Annotated in this window: 24 protein-coding genes and 1 tRNA gene; 13 read left to right on the forward strand and 12 right to left on the reverse strand. The window is 72.3% G+C overall.

Translation table 11 applies throughout. The features are described from left to right. Positions 1 to 92: 92 nt before the first annotated feature. On the reverse strand, positions 93 to 662 hold the full coding sequence (locus ACZ5CZ_RS26795) for an ATP-binding protein (RefSeq protein WP_468946679.1): 570 nt from the start codon (positions 660 to 662) through the stop codon (positions 93 to 95). A gap of 378 nt (positions 663 to 1,040) precedes the next feature. Continuing rightward, the gene (locus ACZ5CZ_RS26800; RefSeq protein ID WP_385844861.1) at positions 1,041 to 1,490 is read right to left on the reverse strand and encodes an STAS domain-containing protein; all 450 of its coding nucleotides are present in this window, start codon (positions 1,488 to 1,490) and stop codon (positions 1,041 to 1,043) included. A 248-nt stretch (positions 1,491 to 1,738) separates the two neighbouring features. Between ACZ5CZ_RS26800 and ACZ5CZ_RS26805 the strand changes: the two genes are divergently transcribed. Beyond that, on the forward strand, positions 1,739 to 2,635 hold the full coding sequence (locus tag ACZ5CZ_RS26805) for an RNA polymerase sigma factor SigF (protein WP_385844862.1): 897 nt from the start codon (positions 1,739 to 1,741) through the stop codon (positions 2,633 to 2,635). A gap of 498 nt (positions 2,636 to 3,133) precedes the next feature. Here ACZ5CZ_RS26805 and hutI read toward each other — a convergent pair whose 3' ends face one another. Genes hutI through hutU form a run of 4 tightly spaced genes read right to left on the reverse strand, consistent with a single transcriptional unit; the run spans position 3,134 to position 8,578 of the window. Further along, complete coding sequence (hutI, locus tag ACZ5CZ_RS26810) at positions 3,134 to 4,309, reverse strand: imidazolonepropionase (RefSeq protein WP_468946684.1); 1,176 nt, start codon at positions 4,307 to 4,309, stop codon at positions 3,134 to 3,136. Between the two features lie 20 nt (positions 4,310 to 4,329). After that, positions 4,330 to 5,703, reverse strand: coding sequence for a formimidoylglutamate deiminase (locus ACZ5CZ_RS26815; protein WP_385844864.1), 1,374 nt, complete (start codon positions 5,701 to 5,703; stop codon positions 4,330 to 4,332). Next, entirely contained in the window at positions 5,700 to 6,917 is a 1,218-nt protein-coding gene (locus tag ACZ5CZ_RS26820) for an allantoate amidohydrolase (protein WP_468946686.1), read from the reverse strand. The genes ACZ5CZ_RS26815 and ACZ5CZ_RS26820 overlap by 4 nt, the downstream gene beginning before the upstream one ends. Continuing rightward, positions 6,914 to 8,578, reverse strand: coding sequence for a urocanate hydratase (hutU, locus tag ACZ5CZ_RS26825; RefSeq protein WP_468946688.1), 1,665 nt, complete (start codon positions 8,576 to 8,578; stop codon positions 6,914 to 6,916). The genes ACZ5CZ_RS26820 and hutU overlap by 4 nt, the downstream gene beginning before the upstream one ends. 147 nt (positions 8,579 to 8,725) lie before the next feature. On the opposite strand from hutU, the gene ACZ5CZ_RS26830 reads away from it, so the two are divergent. From ACZ5CZ_RS26830 to ACZ5CZ_RS26850, 5 genes are all read left to right on the forward strand, one after another. After that, entirely contained in the window at positions 8,726 to 10,126 is a 1,401-nt protein-coding gene (locus ACZ5CZ_RS26830) for a type III PLP-dependent enzyme domain-containing protein (protein ID WP_468946691.1), read from the forward strand. Between the two features lie 178 nt (positions 10,127 to 10,304). Next, a complete protein-coding gene (locus tag ACZ5CZ_RS26835) occupies positions 10,305 to 10,688 on the forward strand; it encodes a roadblock/LC7 domain-containing protein (RefSeq protein ID WP_385844870.1) in 384 nt (127 codons plus the stop codon). After that, on the forward strand, positions 10,685 to 11,632 hold the full coding sequence (locus ACZ5CZ_RS26840; protein WP_468946694.1) for a transcriptional regulator: 948 nt from the start codon (positions 10,685 to 10,687) through the stop codon (positions 11,630 to 11,632). Before ACZ5CZ_RS26835 ends, ACZ5CZ_RS26840 begins: the two co-directional genes overlap by 4 nt. 31 nt (positions 11,633 to 11,663) lie before the next feature. Further along, the gene (locus ACZ5CZ_RS26845; RefSeq protein ID WP_385844872.1) at positions 11,664 to 12,113 is read left to right on the forward strand and encodes a roadblock/LC7 domain-containing protein; all 450 of its coding nucleotides are present in this window, start codon (positions 11,664 to 11,666) and stop codon (positions 12,111 to 12,113) included. A 74-nt stretch (positions 12,114 to 12,187) separates the two neighbouring features. Then, complete coding sequence (locus tag ACZ5CZ_RS26850; protein ID WP_385844874.1) at positions 12,188 to 12,562, forward strand: hypothetical protein; 375 nt, start codon at positions 12,188 to 12,190, stop codon at positions 12,560 to 12,562. A gap of 50 nt (positions 12,563 to 12,612) precedes the next feature. Here ACZ5CZ_RS26850 and ACZ5CZ_RS26855 read toward each other — a convergent pair whose 3' ends face one another. Both ACZ5CZ_RS26855 and ACZ5CZ_RS26860 read right to left on the reverse strand, forming a co-directional pair. After that, positions 12,613 to 13,206, reverse strand: a complete 594-nt coding sequence (locus tag ACZ5CZ_RS26855) for a hypothetical protein (RefSeq protein ID WP_385844875.1) — start codon at positions 13,204 to 13,206, stop codon at positions 12,613 to 12,615. Positions 13,207 to 13,307: 101 nt separating this feature from the next. Continuing rightward, positions 13,308 to 14,150 (reverse strand): MurR/RpiR family transcriptional regulator, encoded by an 843-nt coding sequence (locus tag ACZ5CZ_RS26860; RefSeq protein WP_385844876.1) that lies wholly within the window; start codon positions 14,148 to 14,150, stop codon positions 13,308 to 13,310. Between the two features lie 180 nt (positions 14,151 to 14,330). Between ACZ5CZ_RS26860 and ACZ5CZ_RS26865 the strand changes: the two genes are divergently transcribed. Continuing rightward, positions 14,331 to 14,744 carry a hypothetical protein gene (locus ACZ5CZ_RS26865; protein WP_385844877.1) on the forward strand — a complete coding sequence of 138 codons (414 nt, stop codon included), beginning with the start codon at positions 14,331 to 14,333 and terminating at the stop codon, positions 14,742 to 14,744. 411 nt (positions 14,745 to 15,155) lie between these two features. On the opposite strand, the gene ACZ5CZ_RS26870 is transcribed toward ACZ5CZ_RS26865, so the two are convergent. Further along, positions 15,156 to 16,547, reverse strand: a complete 1,392-nt coding sequence (locus ACZ5CZ_RS26870; protein ID WP_385844879.1) for a cystathionine beta-synthase — start codon at positions 16,545 to 16,547, stop codon at positions 15,156 to 15,158. 160 nt (positions 16,548 to 16,707) lie between these two features. Here ACZ5CZ_RS26870 and ACZ5CZ_RS26875 point away from each other — a divergent pair, with 160 nt between their 5' ends. The 3 genes from ACZ5CZ_RS26875 (at position 16,708) to ACZ5CZ_RS26885 (ending at position 20,291) form a co-directional block, all read left to right on the forward strand. Further along, complete coding sequence (locus ACZ5CZ_RS26875; protein ID WP_385844880.1) at positions 16,708 to 17,775, forward strand: SGNH/GDSL hydrolase family protein; 1,068 nt, start codon at positions 16,708 to 16,710, stop codon at positions 17,773 to 17,775. A 219-nt stretch (positions 17,776 to 17,994) separates the two neighbouring features. Further along, positions 17,995 to 19,215 (forward strand): acetyl-CoA C-acetyltransferase, encoded by a 1,221-nt coding sequence (locus ACZ5CZ_RS26880; RefSeq protein WP_385844882.1) that lies wholly within the window; start codon positions 17,995 to 17,997, stop codon positions 19,213 to 19,215. 284 nt (positions 19,216 to 19,499) lie between these two features. Then, on the forward strand, positions 19,500 to 20,291 hold the full coding sequence (locus tag ACZ5CZ_RS26885) for a hypothetical protein (protein ID WP_468946700.1): 792 nt from the start codon (positions 19,500 to 19,502) through the stop codon (positions 20,289 to 20,291). 4 nt (positions 20,292 to 20,295) lie between these two features. Here the strand turns inward: ACZ5CZ_RS26885 and ACZ5CZ_RS26890 are convergent, their stop codons facing one another. After that, the gene (locus ACZ5CZ_RS26890; protein ID WP_468946702.1) at positions 20,296 to 20,607 is read right to left on the reverse strand and encodes a hypothetical protein; all 312 of its coding nucleotides are present in this window, start codon (positions 20,605 to 20,607) and stop codon (positions 20,296 to 20,298) included. Between the two features lie 99 nt (positions 20,608 to 20,706). Here ACZ5CZ_RS26890 and ACZ5CZ_RS26895 point away from each other — a divergent pair, with 99 nt between their 5' ends. Next, a complete protein-coding gene (locus ACZ5CZ_RS26895) occupies positions 20,707 to 20,937 on the forward strand; it encodes a DUF4287 domain-containing protein (RefSeq protein ID WP_385844886.1) in 231 nt (76 codons plus the stop codon). A 71-nt stretch (positions 20,938 to 21,008) separates the two neighbouring features. Here ACZ5CZ_RS26895 and ACZ5CZ_RS26900 read toward each other — a convergent pair whose 3' ends face one another. Beyond that, a complete protein-coding gene (locus tag ACZ5CZ_RS26900; RefSeq protein WP_468946705.1) occupies positions 21,009 to 21,878 on the reverse strand; it encodes a Bax inhibitor-1/YccA family protein in 870 nt (289 codons plus the stop codon). Positions 21,879 to 22,052: 174 nt separating this feature from the next. Next, positions 22,053 to 22,139: transfer RNA gene (locus ACZ5CZ_RS26905), tRNA-Leu, on the reverse strand. Positions 22,140 to 22,571: 432 nt separating this feature from the next. On the opposite strand from ACZ5CZ_RS26905, the gene ACZ5CZ_RS26910 reads away from it, so the two are divergent. Both ACZ5CZ_RS26910 and ACZ5CZ_RS26915 read left to right on the forward strand, forming a co-directional pair. Further along, complete coding sequence (locus ACZ5CZ_RS26910) at positions 22,572 to 23,342, forward strand: ABC transporter ATP-binding protein (RefSeq protein ID WP_385844889.1); 771 nt, start codon at positions 22,572 to 22,574, stop codon at positions 23,340 to 23,342. Further along, positions 23,342 to 25,870, forward strand: coding sequence for an ABC transporter permease (locus ACZ5CZ_RS26915; RefSeq protein ID WP_468946709.1), 2,529 nt, complete (start codon positions 23,342 to 23,344; stop codon positions 25,868 to 25,870). Before ACZ5CZ_RS26910 ends, ACZ5CZ_RS26915 begins: the two co-directional genes overlap by 1 nt. Positions 25,871 to 25,919 lie beyond the last annotated feature (49 nt).

Below are 25,919 nucleotides of genomic sequence, written 5' to 3' on the forward strand. Positions count from 1 at the left end.
TGGTGAGGGGGGGTGAAACCACCGTCGCACCGGGCGGTGACTGTCGCCACTCGAACCGTCACCATCCGTGATGGCATGCCGATCGGCCGAGGTCAGGCAGGTGCGCCCAGTTCCGCCCACACCGTCTTGCCGGGGCGGCCGGTGGCCCGCACCACACCCCAGTCCAGGCAGAGCCGCTGCACGATGAACATGCCGTGACCGCCCGGGCGGCCGGCGCGGTGCGGGGTGCGGGGGGCCGGCTGGCCGGTGCCGCGGTCCGAGACCTCCAGCCGGATGACCTTGTTGTCGCAGGCGAGGACCAGTTCGTCGGGGCCGTCGGCGTGCAGGCAGGCGTTGGTGACCAGTTCGGAGACCACGAGCAGGACGTCCTCGGCGGCGGCCCGCTGGTCGGCGGTGGCGGCGGGCAGCCAGCCCCACGCGTACAGCGCCTCGCGGGTGAAGTCGCGGGCGAGCGGGACGACCCCGCTCGCGCCCTCCAGGCCGAGTCTGCGGATCTGCCGCGGCCGGGTACTCCGGGCGCCGTCGGCGCTCCCGGACGGCATGGACGGCGCGGCTGCCCCCGTGGCTGCGCCGGTGGCCGGCGCCTCCCCCTCGGACGCCCCGGAAGCGCCGCTGGGCTCCGGGCCGCGGTCGCCCGGCGAGCAAGGCCGGGTGGTGCTCATCAGCGCTTCACCTCACCGAATCACCAGTTCACGATGGAAAAGTCCGGCACCGCGGGGGTGCCGAGCGGTCTGTGTCGTTCTTGTTCTGCCTGCCCCTTGTGTGGGGCGTGTGCACGGGGTGCGGTGCGCGGCGCCGACCGTCGTACGAGCGCCCCGTGCGGGCCGTTCGCCGGTCCGGGGCGGATGCGGTGGCCGGCCACCGGCACGGGTGGCCGTCCGTCGCGATGACGGCCGCCGGGATGTCGTGCCCCCGGAATGCCTTCCCGCTCCCCTGCCCACTCCTGCCCGGCCGAACGAGCGGAACACCCCCGTCTTTCACGTGACGGGGGCGACACCCGGGACGACCGGCCATGGCGGCGGATCCGCGGCGGCCGGTACTCAGTCGCCGCCCTGGGCGCCCCCGGCGGTGCCGGAGCCTTCCGTACCGCCCGTGCCGCCCGTACCGTCCGTACCACCCGTGCCGCCCGCCAGGGCCGCCGCCACCGAGTCGTGGACGGTGAAGACCGCCTCCGCCCCGGTGATCTCGAAGACGCGGGCGACCACGGGCAGCATGCCCGCGAGGTGCACCCCGCCCCCGGCGGCCTCCGCCTTCAGTCGGGCGCCGAGCAGGACGTTCAGCCCTGTGGAGTCGCAGAACTCCAGACGCGAGCAGTCCACGACGAGCCGTGAGTAGCCCTTTGCCAGGAGGTCGTCGAGGGGCTCACGCAGCAGATCGGCGGTGTGGTGGTCCAGCTCACCCGCCGGCGTGACGACGGCGCTGGCGCCCTCTTCCCGCACCTCCACCAGAAGCCGGCCCGATTGCGCGCTGCCGACCGTCCCGTGGTCCATGCCGTCTCTCTCTCCCGAGGTCGTGGCCGCTGATGCCCTCGAACATTACGCCTTCGATGCGCACTCCGACAGCCGAACAACCTTACATAATCGGACATACAGCAACAGAACGCACTTGCGATCGGTTCGGTAAAGCCGATAGGGCTAGTAAGGACACCTACCGCTACACGCCGGCTTCGGAGGCGCCGCACACCGCAGTGCACGTTCTGGCTTCGGCAGCCATATGCCGACAACGATGGAGGACACCCATGTCATCCCGGCTCGACGCAGCGCAGACGCGTATCGCGACGTCGACACCCCCACCGGAACAACTGGATCATCCCATCGACTCCCTCGACCCCGTCGAGGGCCTCCCGGAGATCCCCCCGTACGACGAGATCGGCGCGGTCGACGCGCGGGCCCTGTCCAAGACCCTCTTCGAGCGCCTCACCTCGCTGGAGGAAGGGACGCGCGAGTACTCGTACGTCCGCAACACCCTCGTCGAGCTGAACCTCGCGCTCGTCAAGTTCGCCGCCTCCCGCTTCCGCTCCCGCAGCGAGCCGATGGAGGACATCATCCAGGTCGGCACCATCGGTCTGATCAAGGCGATCGACCGCTTCGAGCTGACCCGCGGGGTCGAGTTCCCGACTTTCGCGATGCCGACCATCATCGGCGAGATCAAGCGTTTCTTCCGTGACACCTCGTGGTCCGTACGCGTCCCGCGCCGGCTCCAGGAGCTGCGCCTGGACCTGGCCAAGGCCGGGGACGAGCTGGCCCAGCAGCTGGACCGCGCGCCGACCGTCGCGGAGCTGGCCGAACGCCTCGGCCTCTCCCAGGAGGAGGTGGTCGAGGGCATGGCCGCCTCGAACGCCTACACCGCCTCGTCGCTGGACGCCCAGCCCGAGGAGGACGAGACCGAGGGCGCGCTCGCGGACCGCATCGGATACGAGGACCACGGCCTGGAGGGCATCGAGTACGTCGAGTCCCTCAAGCCGCTGATCGCCGAACTCCCCGCCCGGGACCGCAAGATCCTCTCCCTGCGGTTCGTGGCGAACATGACCCAGTCGGAGATCGGCGAGGAACTCGGCATCTCCCAGATGCACGTCTCCCGTCTGCTGTCCCGCACCCTGATGCGCCTCCGCAAGGGCCTCACCTTGGAGGAATAGCCCCTCGCAAGGGCCTCCCACCGGACGAACCGGGCCACCGTACACACGGTCGGCCCGGTCCGTCCTGCCTGCCTGCCTGCCTGCGGTCACAGCAGGCCGCCGAGCGAGCCGGGTTGCTCGCCGCCGAGGCGTGCCTGGTGATGACGCCGCAGGACATCGCGACACTGCACATGCTGTGGCCGGGCCGGTGGCAGCCGCCGCGGGACCGGCTGCGGTTCCCGCCTGATCCGGGCAGTGTCCTGGGGCCCTGCTTGAGGCCCCGCGCAGCCTCGACGACCTGGCCGAGGTCATGGCCCGGATACCGGCCGACGAAAAGGCCGCGGTCACGACGCTCGGCGCTGCCCGCTGATCCTCCAGGAAATCCGCGATCGCGGACTCACCCAGGACTTCTCCAGAATCGCCGGAGGCAGGACCGCCCTCCTGCCCGAGCGCCGCAGGGAACGCGCTCTGATGCGGAAGGCCCTGACCGCCTGGCACGCCGGTCAGGGCTGACCCCTCTCACACCACCCGCACACCCCTGCGCCACACCCCGGTGACCAGCGGAACCCCCGGGCGGTAGGCCAGGTGGACGTGGCTGGGGGCGTCGAGGAGGGTCAGGTTGGCGTAGGCGCCCGGGGTGAGGCGGCCGATGTCGGTGCGGCGGAGGGCGGCCGCGCCGCCCGCCGTGGCCGCCCAGACCGCCTCGTCCGGGGTCATCCGCATGTCGCGGACGGCCAGCGCGATGCAGAAGGGGACGGAGGAGGTGAAGGAGGAGCCCGGGTTGCAGTCGGTGGACAGGGCCACGGTGACGCCCGCGTCCAGCAGTCGGCGGGCGTCCGGCCACTCGGCGCGGGTGGAGAACTCGGCGCCGGGCAGGAGGGTGGCGACCGTGTCGCTGTTCGCGAGGGCGTCGACGTCCGCGTCCGTGAGGTGGGTGCAGTGGTCGGCGCTGGCCGCGTCCAGCTCGACGGCGAGCTGCACGCCGGGGCCGTAGGAGAGCTGGTTGGCGTGGATGCGCGGGTGCAGGCCCTTGGCCTTGCCGGCGGTGAGGATCGCGCGGGCCTGGTCGCCGTCGAAGGCGCCCTTCTCGCAGAAGACGTCGATCCAGCGGGCGTACGGCGCGCAGGCGTCCAGCATCTCGCCAGTGACCAGGGCGACATAGGCGGCCGGGTCGTCGGCGTAGTCCGGGGAGACGATGTGCGCGCCGAGGTACGTCACCTCGTCGGTGTGCCTGGCCGCGAGGCACAGGGCGCGGGACTCGTCCTCGACCGTGAGGCCGTAGCCCGACTTGGTCTCGAAGGTGGTGGTGCCCTGGCGGAGGGCCTCGGTGAGATAGCGGGTGAGGTTCGCCTCCAGCTCGGCGTCGCTCGCGGCGCGGGTGGCGGCGACCGTGGTGCGGATGCCGCCGGCCGTGTAGGAGCGGCCGGACATCCGGGCGTTGAACTCCTGCGTGCGGTCCCCGGCGAAGACCAGGTGGGAGTGGGAGTCCACGAAGCCCGGCAGCACCGCCCGGCCGCCCGCGTCGACCCGGTTGTCAGTGGCGGGTGCTTTGCTGGATTCACCGGTCCACGCGATGCGGTCGCCGTCGATGACGACGGCCGCGTCCTGGATCAGACCGAGAGGGGACCTGTCGCCGAGGGAGGGGTCGTTGGTGACCAGCGTGGCGATGTTGGTGATGACGGTGCTGCTGCTCATGGTGTCCTCGTGGGTGGTCGTCAGGAGCGAAGGGCTTCGACTGCCCGCGCGAGCGCCTGCGGCACGTCCGGTACGAGCGTGTGCGCACCGTCGCGTACGACGTGCCGCCCGCCCACGACCGTATGCCGTACGTCCGCTGCCGTCGCCGCGAATACGGCCGTCTCGGCACCCAGAGCGGGCAGCGGTCCCGCTGTCCTGACCGAGTCCAGGGCGATCGTCGTCAGGTCGGCGAGCGCGCCGGGCGCGATGGTCCCGGCCTCGTCCCAGCCGAGGGTGGCGTGACCGTCGGCGGTGGCGGCCCGCAGCAGGGCGTCCGCCGTCCAGTGGCCCCGGGTGCGGGTGCGCAGCCGCTCGTTCAGCTCCATCGCGCGCGCCTCCTCCAGCAGGTCGATGACGGCGTGGCTGTCGGAGCCGAGGGAGAGGGGGGAGCCGGCCCGCTGGAGGGCCACGGCGGGGCCGATGCCGTCGGCGAGGTCGCGTTCGGTGGTCGGGCACATGCAGGTGCCGGTGCGCGAGCCGCCGAGCAGGGCGATGTCCTCGTCGGTGAGGTGGGTGTTGTGGACACCCGTGGTGCGCGGGCCCAGCACCCCGTGGTCGGCGAGCAGCCGGGTGGGGGTGCGGCCGTGCGCGGCCTGGCAGGCGTCGTTCTCGGCGGTCTGCTCCGACAGGTGCACATGGAGCGGGGCCCGCCGCTCCTCCGCCCACCGCGCCACGGTCGTCAGCTGGTCGGCGGGCACGGCCCGTACGGAGTGGATCGCCGCCCCGATCCGTGCGTGATCCCGTTCCTTGAGAACTGCACAGCGTGCCGCCCATGCCTCCGCGTCGCCGTCGGAGAAGCGCAGCTGGTGGGCGTTGGGGGCCTCGCCGAAGCCGGCGGAGAGGTAGCAGGTGTCGAGGAGGGTGATCCGGATCCCGGCCTCGGCGGCGGCCGCGATCAGCGCCTCGCCCATGGCGTTGGGATCGGCGTAGGGGGTGCCGCCGGGGGCGTGGTGGACGTAGTGGAACTCGCCGACGCAGGTGATGCCGGCGAGGGCCATCTCGGCGTACACCGCGCGGGCCAGCGCGTGGTAGCTCTCCGGGGTCAGCCGGTCGGCGACGGAGTACATCACCTCGCGCCAGGTCCAGAAGGTGCCGGAGCCGACCTGGACGGCGCCGCGCAGGGCGCGGTGGAAGGCATGCGAGTGGGCGTTCGCCAGGCCCGGGAGGGTCAGGCCGCGCAGCACCTCCGCCCCCGGCGGCGGGGCGGGGGTGGAGGTGTGGACGGCGGTGATGCGGCCGTCCGCCACCTCGACGGCCACACCGGACTCGACACCGCCGCCGCTGGTGCCACTGCCGCTGCCGCCGTCGCTGTCGCCGAGCCAGGCGTGCTCCAGCCAGTAGGTCCCCTTGGTCACCTGCAAGCCAGCCCTTCCAGTACGTCGGCGAGTGCGTGCACCCCGGCCACGCAGTCGTCCTCGGCCGCGAACTCGGCCGGGGAGTGCGAGACACCGGTGGGGTTGCGCACGAACAGCATGGCGGTCGGGATGCTCCCGGAGAGGATTCCGGCGTCGTGTCCGGCGCCGGTGCCGAGCACGGGCACCGTCAGCCCGGTGTCCCGGCCCAGGATGCGGCCGAGTTCGTCGCGCAGGGCGTGGTCGAACTCCACGACCGGCGTGAAGGACTCGCGGACGACGTCCAGGTCGATGCCGTGGGCGTCGGCGTACTCGCGGGCGGCCTTCTCGATGCCGCCGACGACCGTGTCCAGGGTGTCCTGGTCGGCGGCGCGGGAGTCCAGCCAGCCGCGCACCAGCGAGGGGATGGCGTTGACGCCGTTGGGCTCGACGGAGATCTTGCCGAAGGTGGCGACGGCACCGGCGAGTTGTGCCTCGCGGCGGGCGGCGAGCACGGTCTCGGCGTAGGACAGCATCGGGTCCCGGCGGTCGGGCAGCCGGGTGGTGCCGGCGTGGTTGGCCTCGCCCCGGAAGTCGAAGCGCCAGCGGCCGTGCGGCCAGATGGCGCTGGCGATGCCGACCCGGTCGCCGGACAGGTCCAGCGCGCGGCCCTGTTCGACGTGCAGCTCCACGAAGGCGCCGATGCGGGCGAGCCGCTCGGGGTCGGGGCCGATGGCCTCGGGGTCGTAGCCGGCGGCTGCCATGGCCTGGGGCAGGGTGATGCCGTCGCCGTCGGTGAGCCGGTGGGCCTGTTCGACGGTCAGCGCCCCGGCGGTGAGCCGGGAGCCGACACAGGCGAGGCCGAACCGGGCGCCTTCCTCGTCACCGAAGTTGACGATGGCCAGGGGTTTGGTGAACTGCGCTCCCCTCCCGCGCAGTTCGTCCAGGGCGGCGAAGGAGGACACGACCCCGAGGGGCCCGTCGAAGGCGCCGCCGTCCGGCACCGAGTCCAGATGCGAGCCGGTGACGACCGCGTCACCGGCGGCCGGGTCGCCGAGCCAGGCCCACTGGTTGCCGTTCCGGTCGACCTCGTAGGCGAGCCCGCGCTGCTCGGCCTGCTCCCGGAACCAGGCCCGGCAGTCGGTGTCGGCCCCGGTCCAGGCGTAGCGGCGGTAGCCGCCGGAGGCGGAGCTGCGGCCGACCGGCAGCAGCTCCGCCCACATGCTGTGGAAGCTCACGCGTCGTCACCCTCGCGCATCGGCACCCGCACCCCGCGCTCCTCGGCGACGGACTCCGCGATGTCGTAGCCCGCGTCCACGTGCCGGATGACACCCATGCCGGGGTCGTTGGTGAGGACCCGGCGGATCTTCTCGCCGGCCAGCTTGGTGCCGTCGGCCACGGTGACCTGGCCGGCGTGGATGGAGCGGCCCATGCCGACGCCGCCGCCGTGGTGCAGGGAGACCCAGGACGCGCCGGAGGCGACGTTGACCATGGCGTTGAGCAGCGGCCAGTCGGCGATGGCGTCGGAGCCGTCGAGCATGGCCTCGGTCTCCCGGTAGGGGGAGGCGACGGAGCCGCAGTCGAGGTGGTCGCGGCCGATGGCCAGCGGGGCGGCCAGCTCACCGCTGGCGACCATGTCGTTGAAGCGCTCGCCGGCCTTGTCGCGCTCGCCGTAGCCGAGCCAGCAGATCCGGGCGGGCAGGCCCTGGAAGTGGACGCGCTCGCCGGCCATCTTGATCCAGCGGGCCAGGGACTCGTTCTCCGGGAAGAGGTCGAGGATCGCCTTGTCGGTCTTGGCGATGTCGGCGGGGTCGCCGGACAGGGCCGCCCAGCGGAAGGGTCCCTTGCCCTCGCAGAAGAGGGGGCGGATGTAGGCGGGGACGAAGCCGGGGAAGGCGAAGGCCCGGGTGTAGCCGGCGAGCTGGGCCTCGCCGCGGATGGAGTTGCCGTAGTCGAAGACCTCGGCGCCCGCGTCCTGGAAGCCGACCATGGCCTCGACGTGCCTGGCCATGGACTCGCGTGCGCGGGTGGTGAAGCCCGCCGGGTCCTTGGCCGCCTCGTCGGCCATGTCCTCGAAGGCCACGCCGACCGGCAGGTAGGACAGCGGGTCGTGGGCGGAGGTCTGGTCGGTGACGATGTCGATGGGGGCGTTCATCGCGAGGAGCTGCGGGACCAGCTCGGCCGCGTTGCCGAGGACGCCGATGGACAGCGGCTTGCGCTGGTCGCGGGCCTCGACGGCGAGCTGGAGGGCGTGGTCGAGCGAGTCGGCCTTCACATCGAGGTAGCGGTGCTCGATGCGGCGCTCGATGGCGCGCGGGTCGCAGTCGACACAGATCGCGACGCCGTCGTTCATGGTGACCGCGAGGGGCTGGGCGCCGCCCATGCCGCCGAGGCCGGCGGTGAGGGTGATGGTGCCCGCGAGGGTGCCGTTGAACTTCTTCGCGGCGACGGCGGCGAAGGTCTCGTAGGTGCCCTGGAGGATGCCCTGGGTGCCGATGTAGATCCAGGAGCCGGCGGTCATCTGGCCGTACATGGTCAGGCCGAGGGCCTCCAGGCGGCGGAACTCCTCCCAGTTGGCCCAGTCGCCGACCAGGTTGGAGTTGGCGATGAGGACGCGCGGGGCCCACTCGTGGGTCTGCATGACGCCGACCGGGCGGCCGGACTGGACCAGCATGGTCTCGTCCTGCTTGAGGGTCCTCAGGGTGCGGACCATGGCGTCGAAGGAGCGCCAGTCACGGGCGGCCTTGCCGGTGCCGCCGTAGACGACGAGCTTGTCGGGGTGCTCGGCCACCTCGGGGTCGAGGTTGTTCTGGAGCATGCGCAGGGCGGCCTCCTGCTGCCATCCCAGGGCGCTCAGTTCCGTGCCGCGCGGTGCTCGTACGGGGCGGGGTCCCGACATCGTCTGCCTCCTCCTGTTACTACGTCTATTCACATCCTGTCGTTCTGAATAGAACTAGTCAATAGGGCGGTACGGCCGCGTCCGCGCGCCGCCGGTGTTTGGCTGGAAGCACCCGAGGCGGACACGGCGGACACGAGGGGAGAGGCTGTGGAGCGCGACCCGGAGGCGGAGGCACGGCGGCAGGACCTCGAAGCGGAGGCGCGGGCCCGGGCGGGCCGGCGGGACCGGGCCGTGCGGGCCGCGGTGGAGCAGGGGCTGCTGGGGCCGGACGCGGCCGTGCTGGGGCTGCTGGACGTCACCGGCATCCGGGAGTCGGCGGCCGCGCTGCGGGCGGCGTTCGCCGCGGTCGTACCGCCCGGCACCCCGGTGCTGCACGCCTTCGCGGTGAAGGCGACCCCGCTGGTGCCGGTGGTACGGCTGCTGCGCGAGGCGGGGATCGGCGCGGAGGTGGCCAGCCCCGGCGAGCTGGCGCTGGCCCGGGCCGCCGGGGTGCCGCCCGCCCGGACGGTGCTGGACTCGCCCGCGAAGACCCCGGCCGAGCTGCGCGAGGCGCTGGCGCTGGGCATCGCCGTGAACGCCGACAACCCCCAGGAGCTGGACCGGATCGACGCCCTGATCCGCTCGGCAGCCAGCCGCTCCCCGCTCGGCCTGCGGGTCAACCCCCAGGTCGGCGGTGGCAGCATCGGGGCGACCTCGACGGCGACCCCGACCTCCAAGTTCGGGGTGGCGCTGCGCGACGAGGGGGCGCTCGAGTGGGTCGTACGGGCGTGCCTGGAGCGGCCGTGGCTGACCCGGCTGCACGCGCACACCGGCTCGCAGGGCATCCCGCTGGCGCTGCTGGCGCGCGGGGTGGCGGAGACGTACGCGCTGGCCGAGGAGATCAACGCGCGTGCGGGACGGCGGCAGATCGACACGCTCGACATCGGCGGCGGGCTGCCGGTGAACTTCGCCGGGGAGGCGGCGACCCCGTCGTACGCCGAGTACGCGCGCGTGCTCGCCGAGGAGGTGCCGGGGCTGTTCGACGGGCGGTACGGGCTGGTGACCGAGTTCGGCCGGTCGCTGCTGGCCAAGCACGGCACGGTGGTGGCCCGGGTGGAGTACACCAAGAGCGCGGGCGGACGGCGGATCGCGGTGACCCACGCGGGCGTGCAGGTGGCGACGCGGACGGTGTACGCGCCGGCGGCGTGGCCGCTCAGGATCGCGGCGTACGACGGCGAGGGGCGGCCCAAGCGGGGGCCCAAGGAGGTGCAGGACGTGGCCGGGCCGGCCTGCTTCGCGGGCGACCTGCTGGCCGAGGGGCGCACGCTGCCGCTGCTGGAGCCGGGCGACTATGTGGCGGCGCTGGACACGGGCGCGTACTACTTCGCGCACCACTACGCCTACAACTCCCTGGCCCGGCCCGGCATCCACGGTTTCGCGCCGGACGGCCGGGGAGGCGTCGCCTTCGCGGTCGTACGGGAGCCGCAGTCGATCGCGGAGGTGGTGGCGGAGTCCGGTGGGGCGCACGGGGCGTCGCTCACCACCCTGAGCGCGCCCGGGAACCGTTGACACACCCCCCGAACCCCTCGAACAAAGGAGTCAACTCCGCGCGCACAGACGCCGGTTGGCAACACTAGTACGCCGGACGCATGTTCCACTGGAAAATGCCAAAGACCTCACCCCTCGCGCACACTGTGCGTAGTGTCGGCGTCACGCAGCCGGAGTCCCAGGCGGGAGGGGAGCCACGGTGCCCGGAATCGACGAGTGCCTGCTGGAAGCGATGCGGTTACCCGGTGCGCGCGGAGCCGCACTGGTGGACTGGACGAGCGGACTGGCGCTCGGCACGGTCGGGGAGGCCCCCGGCGACGACCACGAGCGGACCGCCGCCGAGGCCGCCGAACTGGCCCGGATGGCCGCCGAGCACGGCACGTTCGCGGCGCACGGCACGGACCTCGCGCCGGTGGAGGACGTGATCATCAGCAACGGCGACAGCTACCACCTGCTGCGGTTCGTGGACACGTCCTTCGACAGCAGCGTCTTCCTGCATCTGTGGCTCGGCCGCGCGGAGGGCAATCTCGCGCTGGCCCGGATCCGGCTCGGCGAGATGGCCGCCCGGCTGGTGCTGGGATGACCGCGGTCCGCACGCCCCCGCCGCTGCCGGTGCGGGACCGGACGGCCTCCCGGGCGCTGTCGCCGATGCTGACCCGGCTGGCCGACGAGCGGGCCACCGGGGTGCTGGTCCGCGAGCACGGCACCCTCCATCTCGCCGAGGGGCGGGTGGTGCACGCCGAGAGTCCGCTCGCCCCCGGCCTGGACGTGCTGCTCACCGCCCACGGCACGCTCGCGGCCGCCGCCTGGCAGCGGGCCGCCGCGCAGGCCTCCGGCCCGCTGCACGCCGCCGAACTCCTGCTGCGCTCCGGCCTGTTACCGGCCGGCGCGCTGGAGCTGTGCCACCTGGACGCGCTGTACGACGCCGGGTACTTCACGCTGGCGCCGAGCAGCACCCCGGGCCGGTTCCGCTACGACCCCGCACCCCGCCTCGGCCCGCTGCCCTCGGTGCCGGTGGTGGCCCTGGAGCACGAGACACTGCGCCGCCGGCTGCTGCTGCACCGGCTGTGGCCCGACCCGGCCGCCGACAGCGCACCGCTGATCCGCGCGGACCCGGTCGCCGGGCCGCCGGCCGCCGCGCCGGTCACGCCCCGGCAGCGGGCGGTGCTGGACCGGGTGGACGGCGTCCGTACGGCCGTCGACATCGCCCGGAACCTGGGCCGGCAGGCCTTCCACACCCTGGTCGACGTCCGTCGGCTCACGGCGGCCGGCCACCTGGCACCCGCCCCGCCGAGAGCACCCGCCCCGCCGAGGGCACCCGCCCCGCCGAGAGCACCCGCCCCGCCGAGAGCACCCGCCCGGCCGACACCGCCGTCCCCCGCGACGGCACCGGCCGCCCCCACGCCACACGCACCGGCGGCACACCCCGCACCGGCGATCCCCGTCCCGCCCCCGCTCCACCTGGTCACGACCGACCCCGACATCGCGCTGCTGAAGAGGCTCAGGGATGCGCTGGAGGCGCTTTGAACGGCACCGCCCCGCCGAGAGGAGAGAGCTGATGGTGTCCGAGGAGGACCTCCGGACCGTCCTGGACGAACTGCTCCGGCTGCGCAGCCGCGTGCCGCAGCTCACCGGAGCGCTCGCGGCCGGCGTCGACGGCCTCGTCGTCGCCCACGACACCCCCGGCGTCGACCCGGAGGGCCTGGCGGCACTGACCGCCGCCGCGCTCGGGGTCGCCGTCCGGGTCACGGACGCCACCGGCAACGGCGGCTTCCGGGAACTGCTGGTGCGCGGCGAGCGCGGCTACATCGCCACCTACGCGGCGGGCCGTACCGCCGTACTGACCCTGCTCGCCCAGGACCGGGTCAACGTCGGCCGGCTGCACCTGGAGGGCCGCCGGGCCGGCGCCCGCATCGGGGAGCTGCTCGACGCCGCAGAGGCGGCGGCGCGGGCCGCCCGCCCGGCCCGGAGAGCGCTGGGCGCCGTCAGCACTCCGGCCGACAGCTGACCGCCGACAGCTGAACACAGCTGAACGAAGAGCACCGAAGCCGACCGAAGAGAACCGTAGAGAGAGGACCCGTCATGGCCAACACCGAGACAGCGCTGAAGGAAGCCCTCACCACCATCGAGGGCGCCACCGGTGTCGCGCTCGTCGACTACACCAGCGGAATGGCGCTCGGCACGATGGGCGCGAACAAGAGCTTCGACCTGAACGTGGCCGCCGCCGGCAACACCGACGTGATCCGCGCCAAGATGCGCACCATGGAGATGCTCGGCCTCAAGAGCGAGATCGAGGACATCCTGATCACGCTGACCGACCAGTACCACCTCATCCGGCTGCTGCGCAGCCGCGGCGGCAACGGCCTCTTCCTCTACCTGGTCCTGGACGCCGGCCGGGCCAACCTGGCGATGGCCCGGCACCAGCTCCGCCGGATCGAGGAGCAGCTGGAGGTCTGAGCCCGCCGCTCGCGCCGCACAGCCACCCGGACCGCCGTCCGGGCTCGGCCTCAGACCAGGGCCTCGGTACGGCGGCGGGCCCCGCCCGGGGCCGCGTCGCCGGCCGCGATGCCCGTGCCGCGCAGGCCCTTCACGGCCTTGCCGGCCGGGCACCCGGCGCGCCGGTCGAGCCAGTCGACGCGCACCCACAGCAGGGTGTCCGCGGCCCGCTCGAGCCGGCCGATCCAGGCGGCCTTGAGCCGCAGCCCGGTGCCGAACCCGGCCAGCAGCAGCCCGCCGGCCACCGGCACCGCGAAGGCCGAGCCGACCGCGAGGGCGAAGCCCAGCAGCAGCCACCAGCGGTGCCCCCGGCGCCAGTTGCGCACGCTCACCGCACGGTCCTGCAAGACGTCGTACCTGCCCGCGCGGGCCGCGCCCCGGGCCAGCTCCGCATAACGGCGCCGGCGCGTCAGGGCCACGGCCGCCGCGCCGACCAGGAACAGCGCGGCCCCGGCCAGTGCCCCGATCCGGCGGCCGGTCAGCCCTTCCGGCAGTGCGCCGAGCCCTGCGGCACACACCCCGAACCACCACATCGGCGCGGCCCCCGCCCGTACCACGACGGCCAGCCGAGCCAGACCCTGTCCTCCGCGTCCTCCGCGCGCCACGTCAGCCTCCCGTGTCACGTGTTCCCTCGGTGTCTGTGTCCCGACAGGAAGCTAGTGCCAGAAGGTGAGACGAGTCTGAGAGCGGGCGCGCCGACGCGTGGTCACTCCACGAACAGCCCACGGGCCGCGGCGTGCGCGTCGAACTGCTCCAGGCGGGCCTGGGCGTCCGGCAGGTCGTCGCAGATCGCCTCCAGCAGCACCCGGCCGAGCAGCATCGGCGCGCACGCGGTGTCGAAGGCGAGCCCGGTGCCGACGGCGGCGGGCAGCAGCAGGTCGGAGTACTTGGCGACCGGCGCGAAGGCCGAGTCGGCGACCGTGACGACGGTGAGGCCGGCGTCCTTGGCATAGGCGAGGGTGTCCACGACCTCGCGCGGATGCCGGGGCAGCGCGAAGCACAGCAGGGCGGTGGCGCCGGCGCGGACGGCCGTGTCGATGCGGTCCTGGATCATCGTGCCGCCCTCGTCCAGCAGCCGGACGTCCGGGTGGACCTTGGCGGCGAAGTAGGCGAAGCCGTACGCCTGCGAGGCGGCGGCGCGCAGGCCCAGCACGGGCAGCGGACGGGAGGCGGCGAGGACCCGGCCGGCCTGCTGCACCGGGCGCGGGTCGGCGAGGAGCTCGGCGAGGTGCCGGAGGTTCTCGATCTCGGCCTCGACGGCCAGCTGGTACTCGTTGTGGACGCCCGTGCCGGGGGCCGGTTCGGCGGGGACGACCTCGCGCAGGTGCTTGCGCAGGGCCGGGTAGCCGTCGAAGCCGAGGGCTACCGCGAACCGGGTCACCGAGGGCTGGCTGACCCCGGCCAGTTCGGCCAGCTCCACGCTGGAGAGGAAGGGCACGTCCGCGGCGCGGCGCACCATGCTGTGCGCGATGCGGCGCTGGGTCGGCGTGAGCCGGTGGCCCTCGAAGAGCGCCTGCAAGCGGTTGGCCGGGGTGTCGGTCGCACTCATCTGGTACTCCCCCCTCCGTATGTCCTCGACGTCCCGGGAGAGTACAGCGCCGAGGCACGGACGAACACGGGCAGTCCATTCACAGAACGTTTCGCTGCATACCGTTATACAGCCCAGGGGCGCCGGAGAGGGGGGTTGTCCCCAGTGCGACGGCGGCGGCGGCTCCCTAGCCTGGTCGCCATGGACACACGGGACGAGGGGGACGTCGACCTCCGCAAGGATCTCGACGCCACGGTGCGGGCACGCAGGGACCTGGGCGAGGACTACGACTCCGCGCTGGTCGACTCCTTCCTGGAGAAGGTCGGGCAGCGCATCGACGACACGGTCGACCGGCGGGTACGGCGGCAGCTGGCCGAGCAGCAGATGACGGCCGTACGCGGGGCGCGGCAGCCGCAGGGCGACAGCTGGGCCGAGCGCCATGGCTTCGCCCTGATCACGCTGGTGCTGGCGATCCCGCTGTCCGCGATCGCCGCCGCCCTCAGCGGTCTCACCGGTCTGGCGGTCGCCTGGGCCGGCATCGTCGGCGTCAACCTGGTGCAGGCGGTACGGCTCAACCCGGAGCTGTTCCGCGGCGGTTCGGCGGCGCGGGACTGAGGACGCGCCGGCCCGCCGGGAAAGTCACGGGAAGACCGCACGGCGGGCAGGCGGGAAACCAGGAAAGCCGGAAAGCCGGGAAGCCGGGAAGCCGGGAAAAGCTTTCGCGGGGACCGCCGCACCCCCGTCACCGGGGGGCGGGACGACGGCGGTCCCCGCGAAGGACGCGGGCCGGGTCAGGGCCGGGCTGTCGCGTCCATGGCGTCCATGGAGGTCCGGGAGCCGCTCCGGAGGTCCTTGGCGCCGTTCGGGCCGGCCGGGGCGGGGAGCCGCTCCCGCCCTGCCGACACCCACCAATGTGCCGGACCCGTGTTAAGCGGGTGCTGCGTGCACGTGACACTTCCGGAACGGCGCGAACAGCCCGGGACACCGCACGTTCGCCGGAGTCACGGGCCGTTCACCGCACGTTCGTTACTTGTTGCCGCCCTTGGCCAGGAAGGCGAGCAGGTCCTGCCGGCTGACCACACCGGTCGGCTTGCCCTCGACCAGGACGATCGCCGCGTCGGCCGTGCCGAGCACCTGCATCAGGTCGCCGACCGGCTCACCGGAGCCGACCTGCGGCAGCGGGGCGCACATGTGCTTCTCCAGCGGGTCCTCCAGCGAGGCCCGCTTGCTGAACAGGGCGTCCAGCAGCTCGCGTTCGACGACCGAGCCGACGACCTCGGCGGCCATCACGTCCGGGTGCCCGGCGCCCGGCTTGACGACCGGCATCTGCGAGACGCCGTACTCGCGCAGCACCTCGATGGCCTGGCCGACGGTCTCCTCCGGGTGCATGTGCACCAGGGAGGGGATGGTGCCGCCCGCCTTGTCGCTCAGGACGTCGCCGACGCGGGCGCTGGGGCCCTCGTCCTCGAGGAAGCCGTAGTCAGCCATCCACTCGTCGTTGAAAATTTTACTGAGGTAGCCGCGGCCGCTGTCCGGCAGCAGGACCACCACGACGTCGTCCGGGCCGAGCCGCTCGGCGACCCGCAGCGCGGCCACGACGGCCATGCCGCAGGAGCCGCCGACCAGCAGGCCCTCCTCCTTGGCCAGCCGGCGGGTCATCTGGAAGGAGTCCTTGTCGGAGACCGGCACGATCTCGTCGGCGACGGTGCGGTCGTAGGCGGTCGGCCAGAAGTCCTCGCCGACGCCCTCGACCAGGTACGGCCGGCCGGAGCCGCCGGAGTAGACCGAGCCCTCCGGGTCGGCGCCGACGACCTTGACCGCGCCGCCGCTGACCTCCTTGAGGTACCGGCCGGTGCCGGAGATGGTGCCACCGGTGCCCACGCCCGCCACGAAGTGGGTGATCTTCCCCTCCGTCTGCTCCCACAGCTCGGGGCCGGTGGAGTGATAGTGGGAGAGCGGGTTGTTGGGGTTGGAGTACTGGTCGGGCTTCCACGCGCCCGGCGTCTCACGGACCAGCCGGTCGGAGACGTTGTAGTAGGAGTCCGGGTGCTCCGGCGCCACGGCGGTCGGGCAGACGACGACCTCGGCGCCGTACGCACGCAGCACGTTGATCTTGTCGGTGCTCACCTTGTCGGGGCACACGAAGATGCACTTGTACCCCTTCTGCTGAGCGACGATGGCCAGCCCCACACCGGTGTTGCCGCTGGTCGGCTCGACAATGGTCCCGCCCGGCTTCAGCTCGCCGCTCTGCTCTGCCGCCTCGATCATGCGCAGGGCGATGCGGTCCTTCACGGAGCCGCCCGGGTTGAAGTACTCCACCTTGGCCAGGACGGTGGCCTGGATGCCCTTGGTGACGTTGTTGAGCCGCACCAGCGGGGTGTTGCCGACGAGGCTGATCATCGAGTCGTGGAATTGCACCGTTGTCTCCGGTTGCTTGCAAAAACTGTGGTCGTAGTGGTTCCGCCAGCCTAAGGCCCGCGGGTGACGCCGCGCGGGCGTTCACTCCCCGTGGAGATTGACGCACGCCCTGTACGGGGCAAGGAGTGGGTGTACGGCTACGAGGAGGTGGCGGCGACGCATGACGAGCATGTCGAGGGCGAGGGTGGCCCGGCGTATCGCGGCCGGTGCGGCGTACGGGGGCGGCGGGGTCGGGCTGGTCGGCGCGGCCGCGGTCGGTCTGCTGCTGGCGGAGGTGCGGCTGGCCCGCCGGCATGTGGGCAACGGCGGCGGCGGCCGGGTGCCGGTGGCCGACGGGGTGTACGGCTGGGGGTACTCCCGCTCGGACGGGCTCGGGAGCGAGGGGGCCGGGCTCGGCGGGACGTACGGCCTCGCCGGCGAGGTGCCGTTGCGGCTGACCCTGCTGGGCGACTCCACGGCGGCCGGTCAGGGGGTGCACCGCGCCGGGCAGACCCCGGGGGCGCTGCTGGCCTCGGGCCTGGCGGCGGTGGCGGAACGCCCGGTGGAGCTGCGCAATGTGGCGCTCCCCGGCGCCCAGTCCGACGACCTGGACCGCCAGGTGAGCCTGGTGCTGTCCTCCTCGGCCCCCGTCCCGGACATCTGCGTGATCATGATCGGCGCGAACGACGTGACGCACCGGATGCCGCCGACCCGCTCGGTGCGGCATCTGTCGGCGGCGGTACGGCGGCTGCGCACGGCCGGCGCCGAGGTGGTGGTCGGCACCTGTCCCGACCTGGGCACGATCGAACCGGTGCAGCAGCCGCTGCGCTGGCTGGCCCGGCGGGCCTCGCGGCAGCTGGCGGCGGCCCAGACGATCGGGGTGGTGGAGCAGGGGGGCCGCACGGTGTCCCTCGGTGATCTGCTGGGCCCGGAGTTCGAGGCGAACCCGCGAGAGCTGTTCGGCCCCGACAACTACCACCCCTCGGCGGAGGGGTATGCGACGGCGGCGATGGCCATACTGCCCACCGTGTGCGCCGCGCTGGGTCTGTGGCCGGAGGAGGAGCGGCCGGACGTGTCGCGCCGCGAGGGCTTCCTGCCGGTGGCGCGGGCCGCCGCGGAGGCCGCCTCCGAGGCGGGCACGGAGGTCACGGCGGCGATGCCGACGGGCCCGCGCGGCCCGTGGGCCCTGCTCAAACGCCGGCGCCGGCGCCAGGTCCCCGAACCGGAGGCGGTCACCCCGTCCCCGTGACCGTCCCCCGGCCGAGTGGGAGGCTGGACGGACAAGGGCCCGGGGGTACGGCACTGCGGCCAAGCAAGCGAAGCCAAGCAAGCCGCGACCAAGCAAGCCGTGGCCAAGCAAGCGCTTAGAAAGTGCGGCCAGTGTCACACCACGACACCGGTGACCTGGGCCATACGTACCGGTAACTTCCCAAGCGGCCATGCCAAACTCAGCCCCACTGGAGCCGTGATGCCCGAAGCCGTCATCGTCTCGACCGCCCGCTCCCCCATCGGCCGCGCCGGCAAGGGTTCCCTCAAGGATCTGCGCCCCGACGACCTCACCGCCACCATCATCCAGGCGGCCCTCGCCAAGATCCCCGAGCTGGACCCGCGGGACATCGACGACCTGATGCTCGGCTGCGGCCTCCCCGGCGGTGAGCAGGGCCACAACCTCGGCCGCGTGGTCGCCGTACAGATGGGCATGGACCACCTTCCGGGCTGCACCATCACCCGGTACTGCTCCTCCTCGCTCCAGACCTCCCGCATGGCCCTGCACGCCATCAAGGCCGGCGAGGGCGACGTCTTCATCTCGGCCGGCGTCGAGACCGTCTCCCGCTACATCAAGGGCAGCTCCGACGGCCTGCCCGACACGCACAACCCGCTGTTCGCCGAGGCCGAGGCCCGTACCGCCGCGGTGGCCGAGTCGACCGGCTCCACCTGGCACGACCCGCGCGAGGACGGCCTGCTCCCCGACCCGTACATCGCGATGGGCCAGACCGCCGAGAACCTGGCCCGGCTCAAGGGCGTCACCCGCCAGGACATGGACGAGTTCGGCGTCCGCTCGCAGAACCTCGCCGAGGAAGCCATCAAGAACGGCTTCTGGGAGCGCGAGATCACCCCGGTGACGCTGCCCGACGGCACGGTCGTCAGCAAGGACGACGGCCCGCGCGCCGGCGTCACACTGGAGGGCGTGTCGGGTCTGAAGCCCGTCTTCCGCCCGGACGGCCTGGTCACCGCCGCCAACTGCTGCCCGCTCAACGACGGTGCCGCCGCCGTCGTCATCATGTCGGACACCAAGGCCCGCGAACTGGGTCTGACCCCGCTCGCGCGGATCGTGTCCACCGGCGTCTCCGGCCTGTCCCCCGAGATCATGGGCCTCGGCCCGGTCGAGGCGTCGAAGCAGGCACTGCGCCGGGCCGGCCTGACCATCGGCGACATCGACCTGGTCGAGATCAACGAGGCCTTCGCCGCCCAGGTGATCCCCTCCTACCGGGAGCTGGGCATCGACATCGACCGGCTGAACGTCAACGGTGGCGCCATCGCCGTCGGCCACCCCTTCGGCATGACCGGCGCCCGGATCACCGGCACGCTGATCAACTCCCTCCAGTGGCACGACAAGCAGTTCGGCCTGGAGACCATGTGCGTCGGCGGCGGCCAGGGCATGGCCATGGTCATCGAGCGGCTGAGCTGACGCACGGTCGGTAGCGAACCGGCCACGTTATGTCGGCCAGGGGCCCAGAACCGAGGAAACTCCCAGGTTCTGGGCCTTTCTGTGATCCAATCTCCCCCAGGATGTGACCTATCTGACGCGCCGGACACATCGGTGCAGGTCAGTGAAGGTCAGCGCGGTACACAACGAAACCATGAGCCAAAAGTCCTGTCCGTTTCGTGACGTTACGCACTGACAGTTGGTTAGTCCGCCCTTCAAGCTGATGTAGGAAGTCGGGGGTCGACTTTGAACCTGGGAGTACGTCAGTGAGCGCCATGCCGATCGCCCTGCTGCTCACCACGGCCGCCACGGGCGCCGTGGGCGTCGCCGTCCTGCGCACCGTCCTGAAGCTGCGCCGCCAGCTCACGGAGCTGCAGGCCCAGCTCGCCGAGAACCAGCACGCCACCACGCGCGCGCTGCTGCCGAACGCCCGCACGTCGGCCGCCGCCGACCAGATACGCGCGGCCGTGGCCGAGGCGCTCGCGGAGGAGCGGGAGCGGGAGCTTGCCGAGGCGCGCGCCTTCTGGGCGGCGCAGGAGGCGCGGGACGCCTCCGACACTCCCTCGCTGCTGGGCCTGCCGGACACCGAGCTGTTCCTGCCGCGGCAGAGCGACTTCGTGGGCCTGGAGCCGGTCGCCGAGCCGGGCGCCGACGCCGACGAGTTCTCCGGGGAGTCCCCGGAGCTGGCCGCCGCACGCCGTCGCCACCCCTCGCACCCGGACTTCGTCCCGGTGCAGTCGCCCGCCGTGAACGACCACGAGCGTACGGTGACCACGCTGGAGCAGCTGGCCGCCGAGCGCGTCGAGCTGTCCGACGTCCGCCCGGGCCCGCTCGGCACGCTCGACGTCTATGTCTTCGCCGACGGCACCACCCTGTGCATGACGCCGGGCCACCGCGAGACGGCGGAGCGTCTGGCGGCCGCGGTGGAGGCGGGCGAGGCTCCCTACCTGCTGGGCGGCTCGGGCATCTCCGGCGCCTACACCCTCACCTTCGCCTGCGGCGAGAACGGCACGGACATGGTCTACATCCTGGCCGACCGGGTGATCGCGTCCCTGTAGGGCCTCAGACCCCCGCCCGCTTCCGCGCCTCCTCGACCAGCCGCACCGCCTCCGCGACCTGGTCGTCGCTCGCCAGCACCACCGCCAGATCGTGGGCCGCCACGAGGATCTGGTCGGCCGCCGCGAACATCCCGGCGTCCGGCATCTCCCGAAGCTCGGTCCCGGGCTCCTCGACGCGCTGCGCCCATCCGGCCAACTGCCGGGCCAGCGCCAGCGCCTCCGCGGCGGCGCCTCTCTGGAGCCGGCTCTGCGGAGCGGCCCGCAGCCGGTCGGCGAAGTGATCCACTGCTTGGGTCAGGGGCGTCGTATCAACCACGCGCCGAGCGTAACGTGCCGGACTGTTGCCAATACGCGAACGCTCAGGCACGGTGACGTGAAGGACCGGCTTACATCCCCTTTGCGTTCGGAGGCGCCGATGTCCCAAGTCTTCTCCGAGGAGACCCATCGCAATCTGCTCGCCCGCATCCCGCACTGCACCGGTCGTGAAGTCTCCGACTGGCTGCGCACCGTCGAAGAAGGCCCGTCACTCTTCCGCTTCGAGGAGAAGGTCAGCTGGCTCCGGCACGAGTACGACCTCGCGTACGGCCACGCGAAGGCGCTCGTGCACGAGTACGACCTGAGGAGGGCGGCCCGCAAGCTGCGCTAGCCACCGCTCCCCCTGCATGGCGAAGGGCCCCGGGTCGGAACCCGGGGCCCTTCGCAACGACGGGGCAGGCGCTAGTCGTTGTTGGTGAAGATGGCCACCAGCCGCAGCATCTCCACGTAGATCCACACCAGGGTCATGGTGAGACCGAACGCGGCGAGCCAGGACTCGTGGCGCGGGGCGCCGTAGGCGATGCCGTCCTCGATCTGCTTGAAGTCGAGCGTCAGGAAGAACGCCCCGAGCAGGATCGCGACGATGCCGACGAGCGCGCCGAGCGGGCCGAAGCTGCGCAGACCGCCGTTCTCGGCGACGCCGAAGGCGACCAGCAGCAGGTTGACCGCCATGACCACGAAGAAGGCCATCGCGATGGCGATGCCGATGCGGGCGTACCGCGCGGTGACGCGGACCCAGCCGGCCTTGTAGACCAGCAGGGTCGCGGCCGAGACCGCCATGGTGCCGAGCACCGCCTGGAAGGGCGCGCCCTGCCAGCGGCTGTTGTACATCTCGCTGAGGACGCCGAGGAAGACGCCCTCGAAGGCGGCGTACCCGAGGATCAGCGCGGGCGAGGGGGTGCGGCGGTAGCTCTGCACCATCGCCAGGACGAACGCGACGATCGCCGAGCCGACGGCCAGGCCGTAGCTGGTGGCCGAGACCGGCAGCAGCGCCCAGGCGAGGACGGCGCCGACGGCGACCGTGCCGAGCGTGATGGCCGAGCGGACGACCACGTCGTCCATGGTCATCCGGTCGGTGGTGACCGGGGCCTGCGGTGGCGTGCCGACGCCCTGCTGGGCGTACGGGTTCTGCGCGTAGGGGTTCTGGCCGTAGGGGCTCTGCGCGTACGGGTTGCCCTGTGCGTACCCGGCCTGCGGTGCGGTGTTGAAGCCGGCGTAGCCGTGGTCGCGGCTGAACCCCCGTCGCGAGAAGACCGGGTTGCTGCTCCTCATCTCACTCCTCCATGGCTGCCGTGCGCAGCCTTGGCTCAAAGCGTAATGGATTGGCAAAGGATCGACGTGATACCTGAGGAGGATCTTTCCCCTGCCGTGCTGAGCAACACGCTACGCGGCCGGGTGATTCCTGGCCATGGGTGATCGCACCGAGGGTGCCCCCTAGGGGCGTGGTGGTGCCCGGAGCCGGACTTGAACCGGCACGCCCGCGAAGGGGCAGCGAGGTTTAAGCTCGCCGTGTCTGCATTCCACCATCCGGGCAGGCCGTGGGCTCCGCTTCGGGTTCCGAGCCTATCGGGACGCATCCCCCGAACAGCGGAAGGGCGGACCGATGTTGTCTTATTTTATTGACGTCTGAGGGTGCATCAGCCCAAGGAACAAGCCATCCGCACTTGCCAATAGCCTGACGCGGGGCGTCTGCCGACGCACGCGAAATGACGGAATTTCACCGTCTGAACGAGGGTGTTCCACCCGTTCTCGACAATGCCCGACACTCCCTTGACAGTGCTGACGCTCCCTTGACGTTGCCCGGTCTCGGGGTCGGTGGTCCTTCCCAGGTATGACACGGCGGCCCCGGGTCCGACCCGAGTCGCCCTCCGGAACCCGTTCTGCGTCTGACTACACGGCCGTCCCGCGCCGGAACGATGGAGAGGTCCCCTGAACCACTCGTCGTCCCGACAGGAGCACCCTCCCGTGACCACCACCCCCACCGCCGGCCGGACCACGGCCGTGGCCGCACGCGCCACCGAGCTGTCAAAGATCTACGGGCAGGGTGAGACCCGGGTGGTCGCCCTGGACCGGGTCTCCGTGGACTTCCGGCAGGCCGAGTTCACCGCGATCATGGGCCCGTCCGGCTCCGGCAAGTCCACGCTGATGCACTGCGTGGCGGGCCTGGACACCTTCTCCTCGGGCTCGGTGCGGATCGGCGAGACCGAGCTGGGCTCCCTGAAGGACAAGCAGCTCACCAAGCTGCGCCGGGACAAGATCGGCTTCATCTTCCAGGCGTTCAACCTGCTGCCCACGCTGACCGCGCTGGAGAACATCACCCTGCCGATGGACATCGCCGGGCGGAAGCCCGACAAGGCCTGGCTCGATCGCGTCATCGAGATGGTCGGTCTGTCCGGGCGGCTGAGCCACCGGCCCGCCCAGCTCTCCGGCGGCCAGCAGCAGCGCGTGGCCGTCGCCCGCGCCCTCGCCTCCCGGCCCGAGATCATCTTCGGGGACGAGCCGACCGGAAACCTGGACTCGCGCTCCGGCGCCGAAGTGCTCGGCTTTCTGCGCAACTCCGTACGCGAGCTGGGCCAGACCGTCGTCATGGTCACGCACGACCCGGTGGCCGCCGCCTACGCGGACCGCGTGATCTTCCTCGCGGACGGCCGGATCGTGGACGAGATGTACGCCCCCACCGCCGAGTCGGTCCTCGACACCATGAAGCAGTTCGACGCGAAGGGCCGTGTCAGCTGATGTTCCGCACCGCCCTGCGCACCGTCCTCGCGCACAAGGCCCGGCTGCTGATGACCGTGCTCGCCGTCATGCTCGGCGTCGCGTTCGTCTCCGGCACCCTCGTCTTCACCAACACCATCTCCGACGCCTACCAGAAGAGCAGCGCCAAGGGCTTCGACGGCGTCGACGTCGCCGTACGGCCCACGTACCAGGAGTCCAAGGGCGATCAGGTCGGCAGGACACCCGAGCTGACCCAGGCCCTGCTGGAGCGGGCCGCGAAGGTTCCCGGCGCCGCCTCCGCGACCGGTGTCGTCAGCGGCTTCACCGCCGTCGCCGACCGGCACGGCAAGCTGGCCGGCGGCGACTGGCAGTCCGCCGGCGGCAACTACTGGGGCACCAAGGACACCCGGTACCCGCTGGTCAGCGGCCACGCCCCGCACGGCAGCGGCGAGGTGCTGCTCGACTCCAAGACCGCCGAGCGCGCCGGCTACCGGGTCGGCGACACCGTGCGGCTGTCCGTGAACGGCCCGGTGCTCACCCCGACCCTCGCCGGCATCTTCACCACCGACGACGGCAACGTCTCCGCCGGCGGCAGCCTCGCCCTGTTCGACACGCCGACCGCGCAGAAGCTGTTCGGCAAGAAGGGCACGTACGACGAGATCGACGTCCGGGCCGCTCCGGGCACCAGCCAGTCCGCGCTGAAGGCCGGGCTGGACCGGGCCCTGCCGTCCCGCCTGGTGGAGACCACCACCGGCGCCCGGCTCGCCGACGACCAGGCGAAGGCGATCGCCGACTCGATGAGCAGCCTGAAGCAGACCCTGCTGGTCTTCGCCGGCATCGCGCTGTTCGTCGGCACCTTCATCATCGCCAACACCTTCACCATGCTGGTCGCCCAGCGCACCCGCGAGCTGGCGCTGCTCCGCGCGGTCGGCGCCTCCCGCCGGCAGGTGACCCGGTCCGTGCTCGTCGAGGCGTTCGTGGTCGGCGCGGTCGCCGGGGTGGCCGGTCTGGCCGCCGGTGTCGGCATCGGCGCGGGCCTGCGGGCGCTGCTCGGCTCCTTCGGCGCGAGCGTGCCGGACGGGCCGCTGGTGATCACCCCGGGCACCGTGGCGGCCGCCCTCGCGGTCGGTGTCCTCATCACCATGCTGGCCGCCTGGCTGCCCGGCCGCCGGGCCGCGAGGATCCCGCCGGTGGCGGCGATGAGCAGCGTGCACGCCAAGGCGACCACCAGGTCGCTGGTGCTGCGCAACACCCTCGGCGCGCTGTTCGCGGCGGCCGGTGTGACGGTGGTCCTCGCGGCCACCACGATGAGCGCCGACTCCGCGCAGGCCCCGATGGGTCTCGGCGCCGTCCTGCTGATCGTCGGCGTGTTCGTGCTGACCCCGTTGCTGTCCCGGCCGCTGGTCGCGGCGGCCGCGCCGGTGCTGCGCGCGTTCGGGGTCTCGGGCCGGCTGGCCCGGCAGAACGCGGTGCGCAACCCGCGCCGTACGGCGGCCACCGCGTCGGCGCTGATGATCGGCCTGACCCTGATCACCGGGATGACGGTGATGGCGGGCAGCCTCCAGACGTCCATCGACAAGATGGCCTCCTCGGCGATCCGCGCGGACTACGTCGTCTCGATGGCCAACCGCTCGCCCCTCTCCCCGGACGTGGCGAAGAAGCTGGCCGCCACCGACGGCGTGACCGCCAGCAGCCCGCTGCGCAACGCCGCGTCCCGGATCGACGGCACGACCGAGTACCTGACCGGGGTCGACGGCTCGGCCATCGGGAAGCTGACCGACCTGACGGTGGACGAGGGCTCGTTCACGGTGGGCGGCACCCGGGTGGTCGTGGACAAGGACCGGGCCGAGCAGTACGGCTGGCACGCCGGGTCCCGGTTCACCGCGCACTTCGAGGACGGCACGGCACGGCGGCTGACCGTCGCCGGGGTCTACGAGGGCAACCAGATGATCAACGGGATCATCCTCGACGACACCGTCCTCACCCCGCATCTGGCCCACCCGTCCGACATGCAGGTCATGGTGAAGACGGCGGACGGCGCCTCGGAGGCGACGAAGGACCGGCTGGCGAAGGTGCTCGGCCTGAACCCGGCGATCAAGATCCAGGACAAGCAGGACATCTCCCATGACATCGCGCAGATGTTCACGATGATGCTGAACATGGTCTACGGCCTGCTCGGCATGGCGGTGATCGTCGCGGTCCTGGGCGTGATCAACACCCTGGCCATGTCCGTCTTCGAGCGCTCCCAGGAGATCGGCATGCTCCGCGCGATCGGCCTGGACCGCAAGGCGGTCAAGCGGATGGTCCGTCTGGAGTCCCTGGTGATCTCCCTGTTCGGCGGGGTCCTCGGCATCGGCCTGGGCGTGTTCTTCGGCTGGGCGGCCGGCGAGCTGCTCGGCACCAAGATGCCGACCTACGAACTGGTCCTGCCCTGGGGCCGGATGGCGCTGTTCCTGCTGCTGGCGGGCGTGGTCGGCGTCCTCGCCGCCCTGTGGCCGGCCCGGCGCGCGGCCCGGCTCAACATGCTCGCGGCCATCAAGGCCGAGTAGAACCGAGCAAGGGCGGTAAGGCCGAGCAAGGGCCGGATGACGGTCGTAC

It is taken from the genome of Streptomyces sp. NPDC031418, from assembly GCF_055581605.1.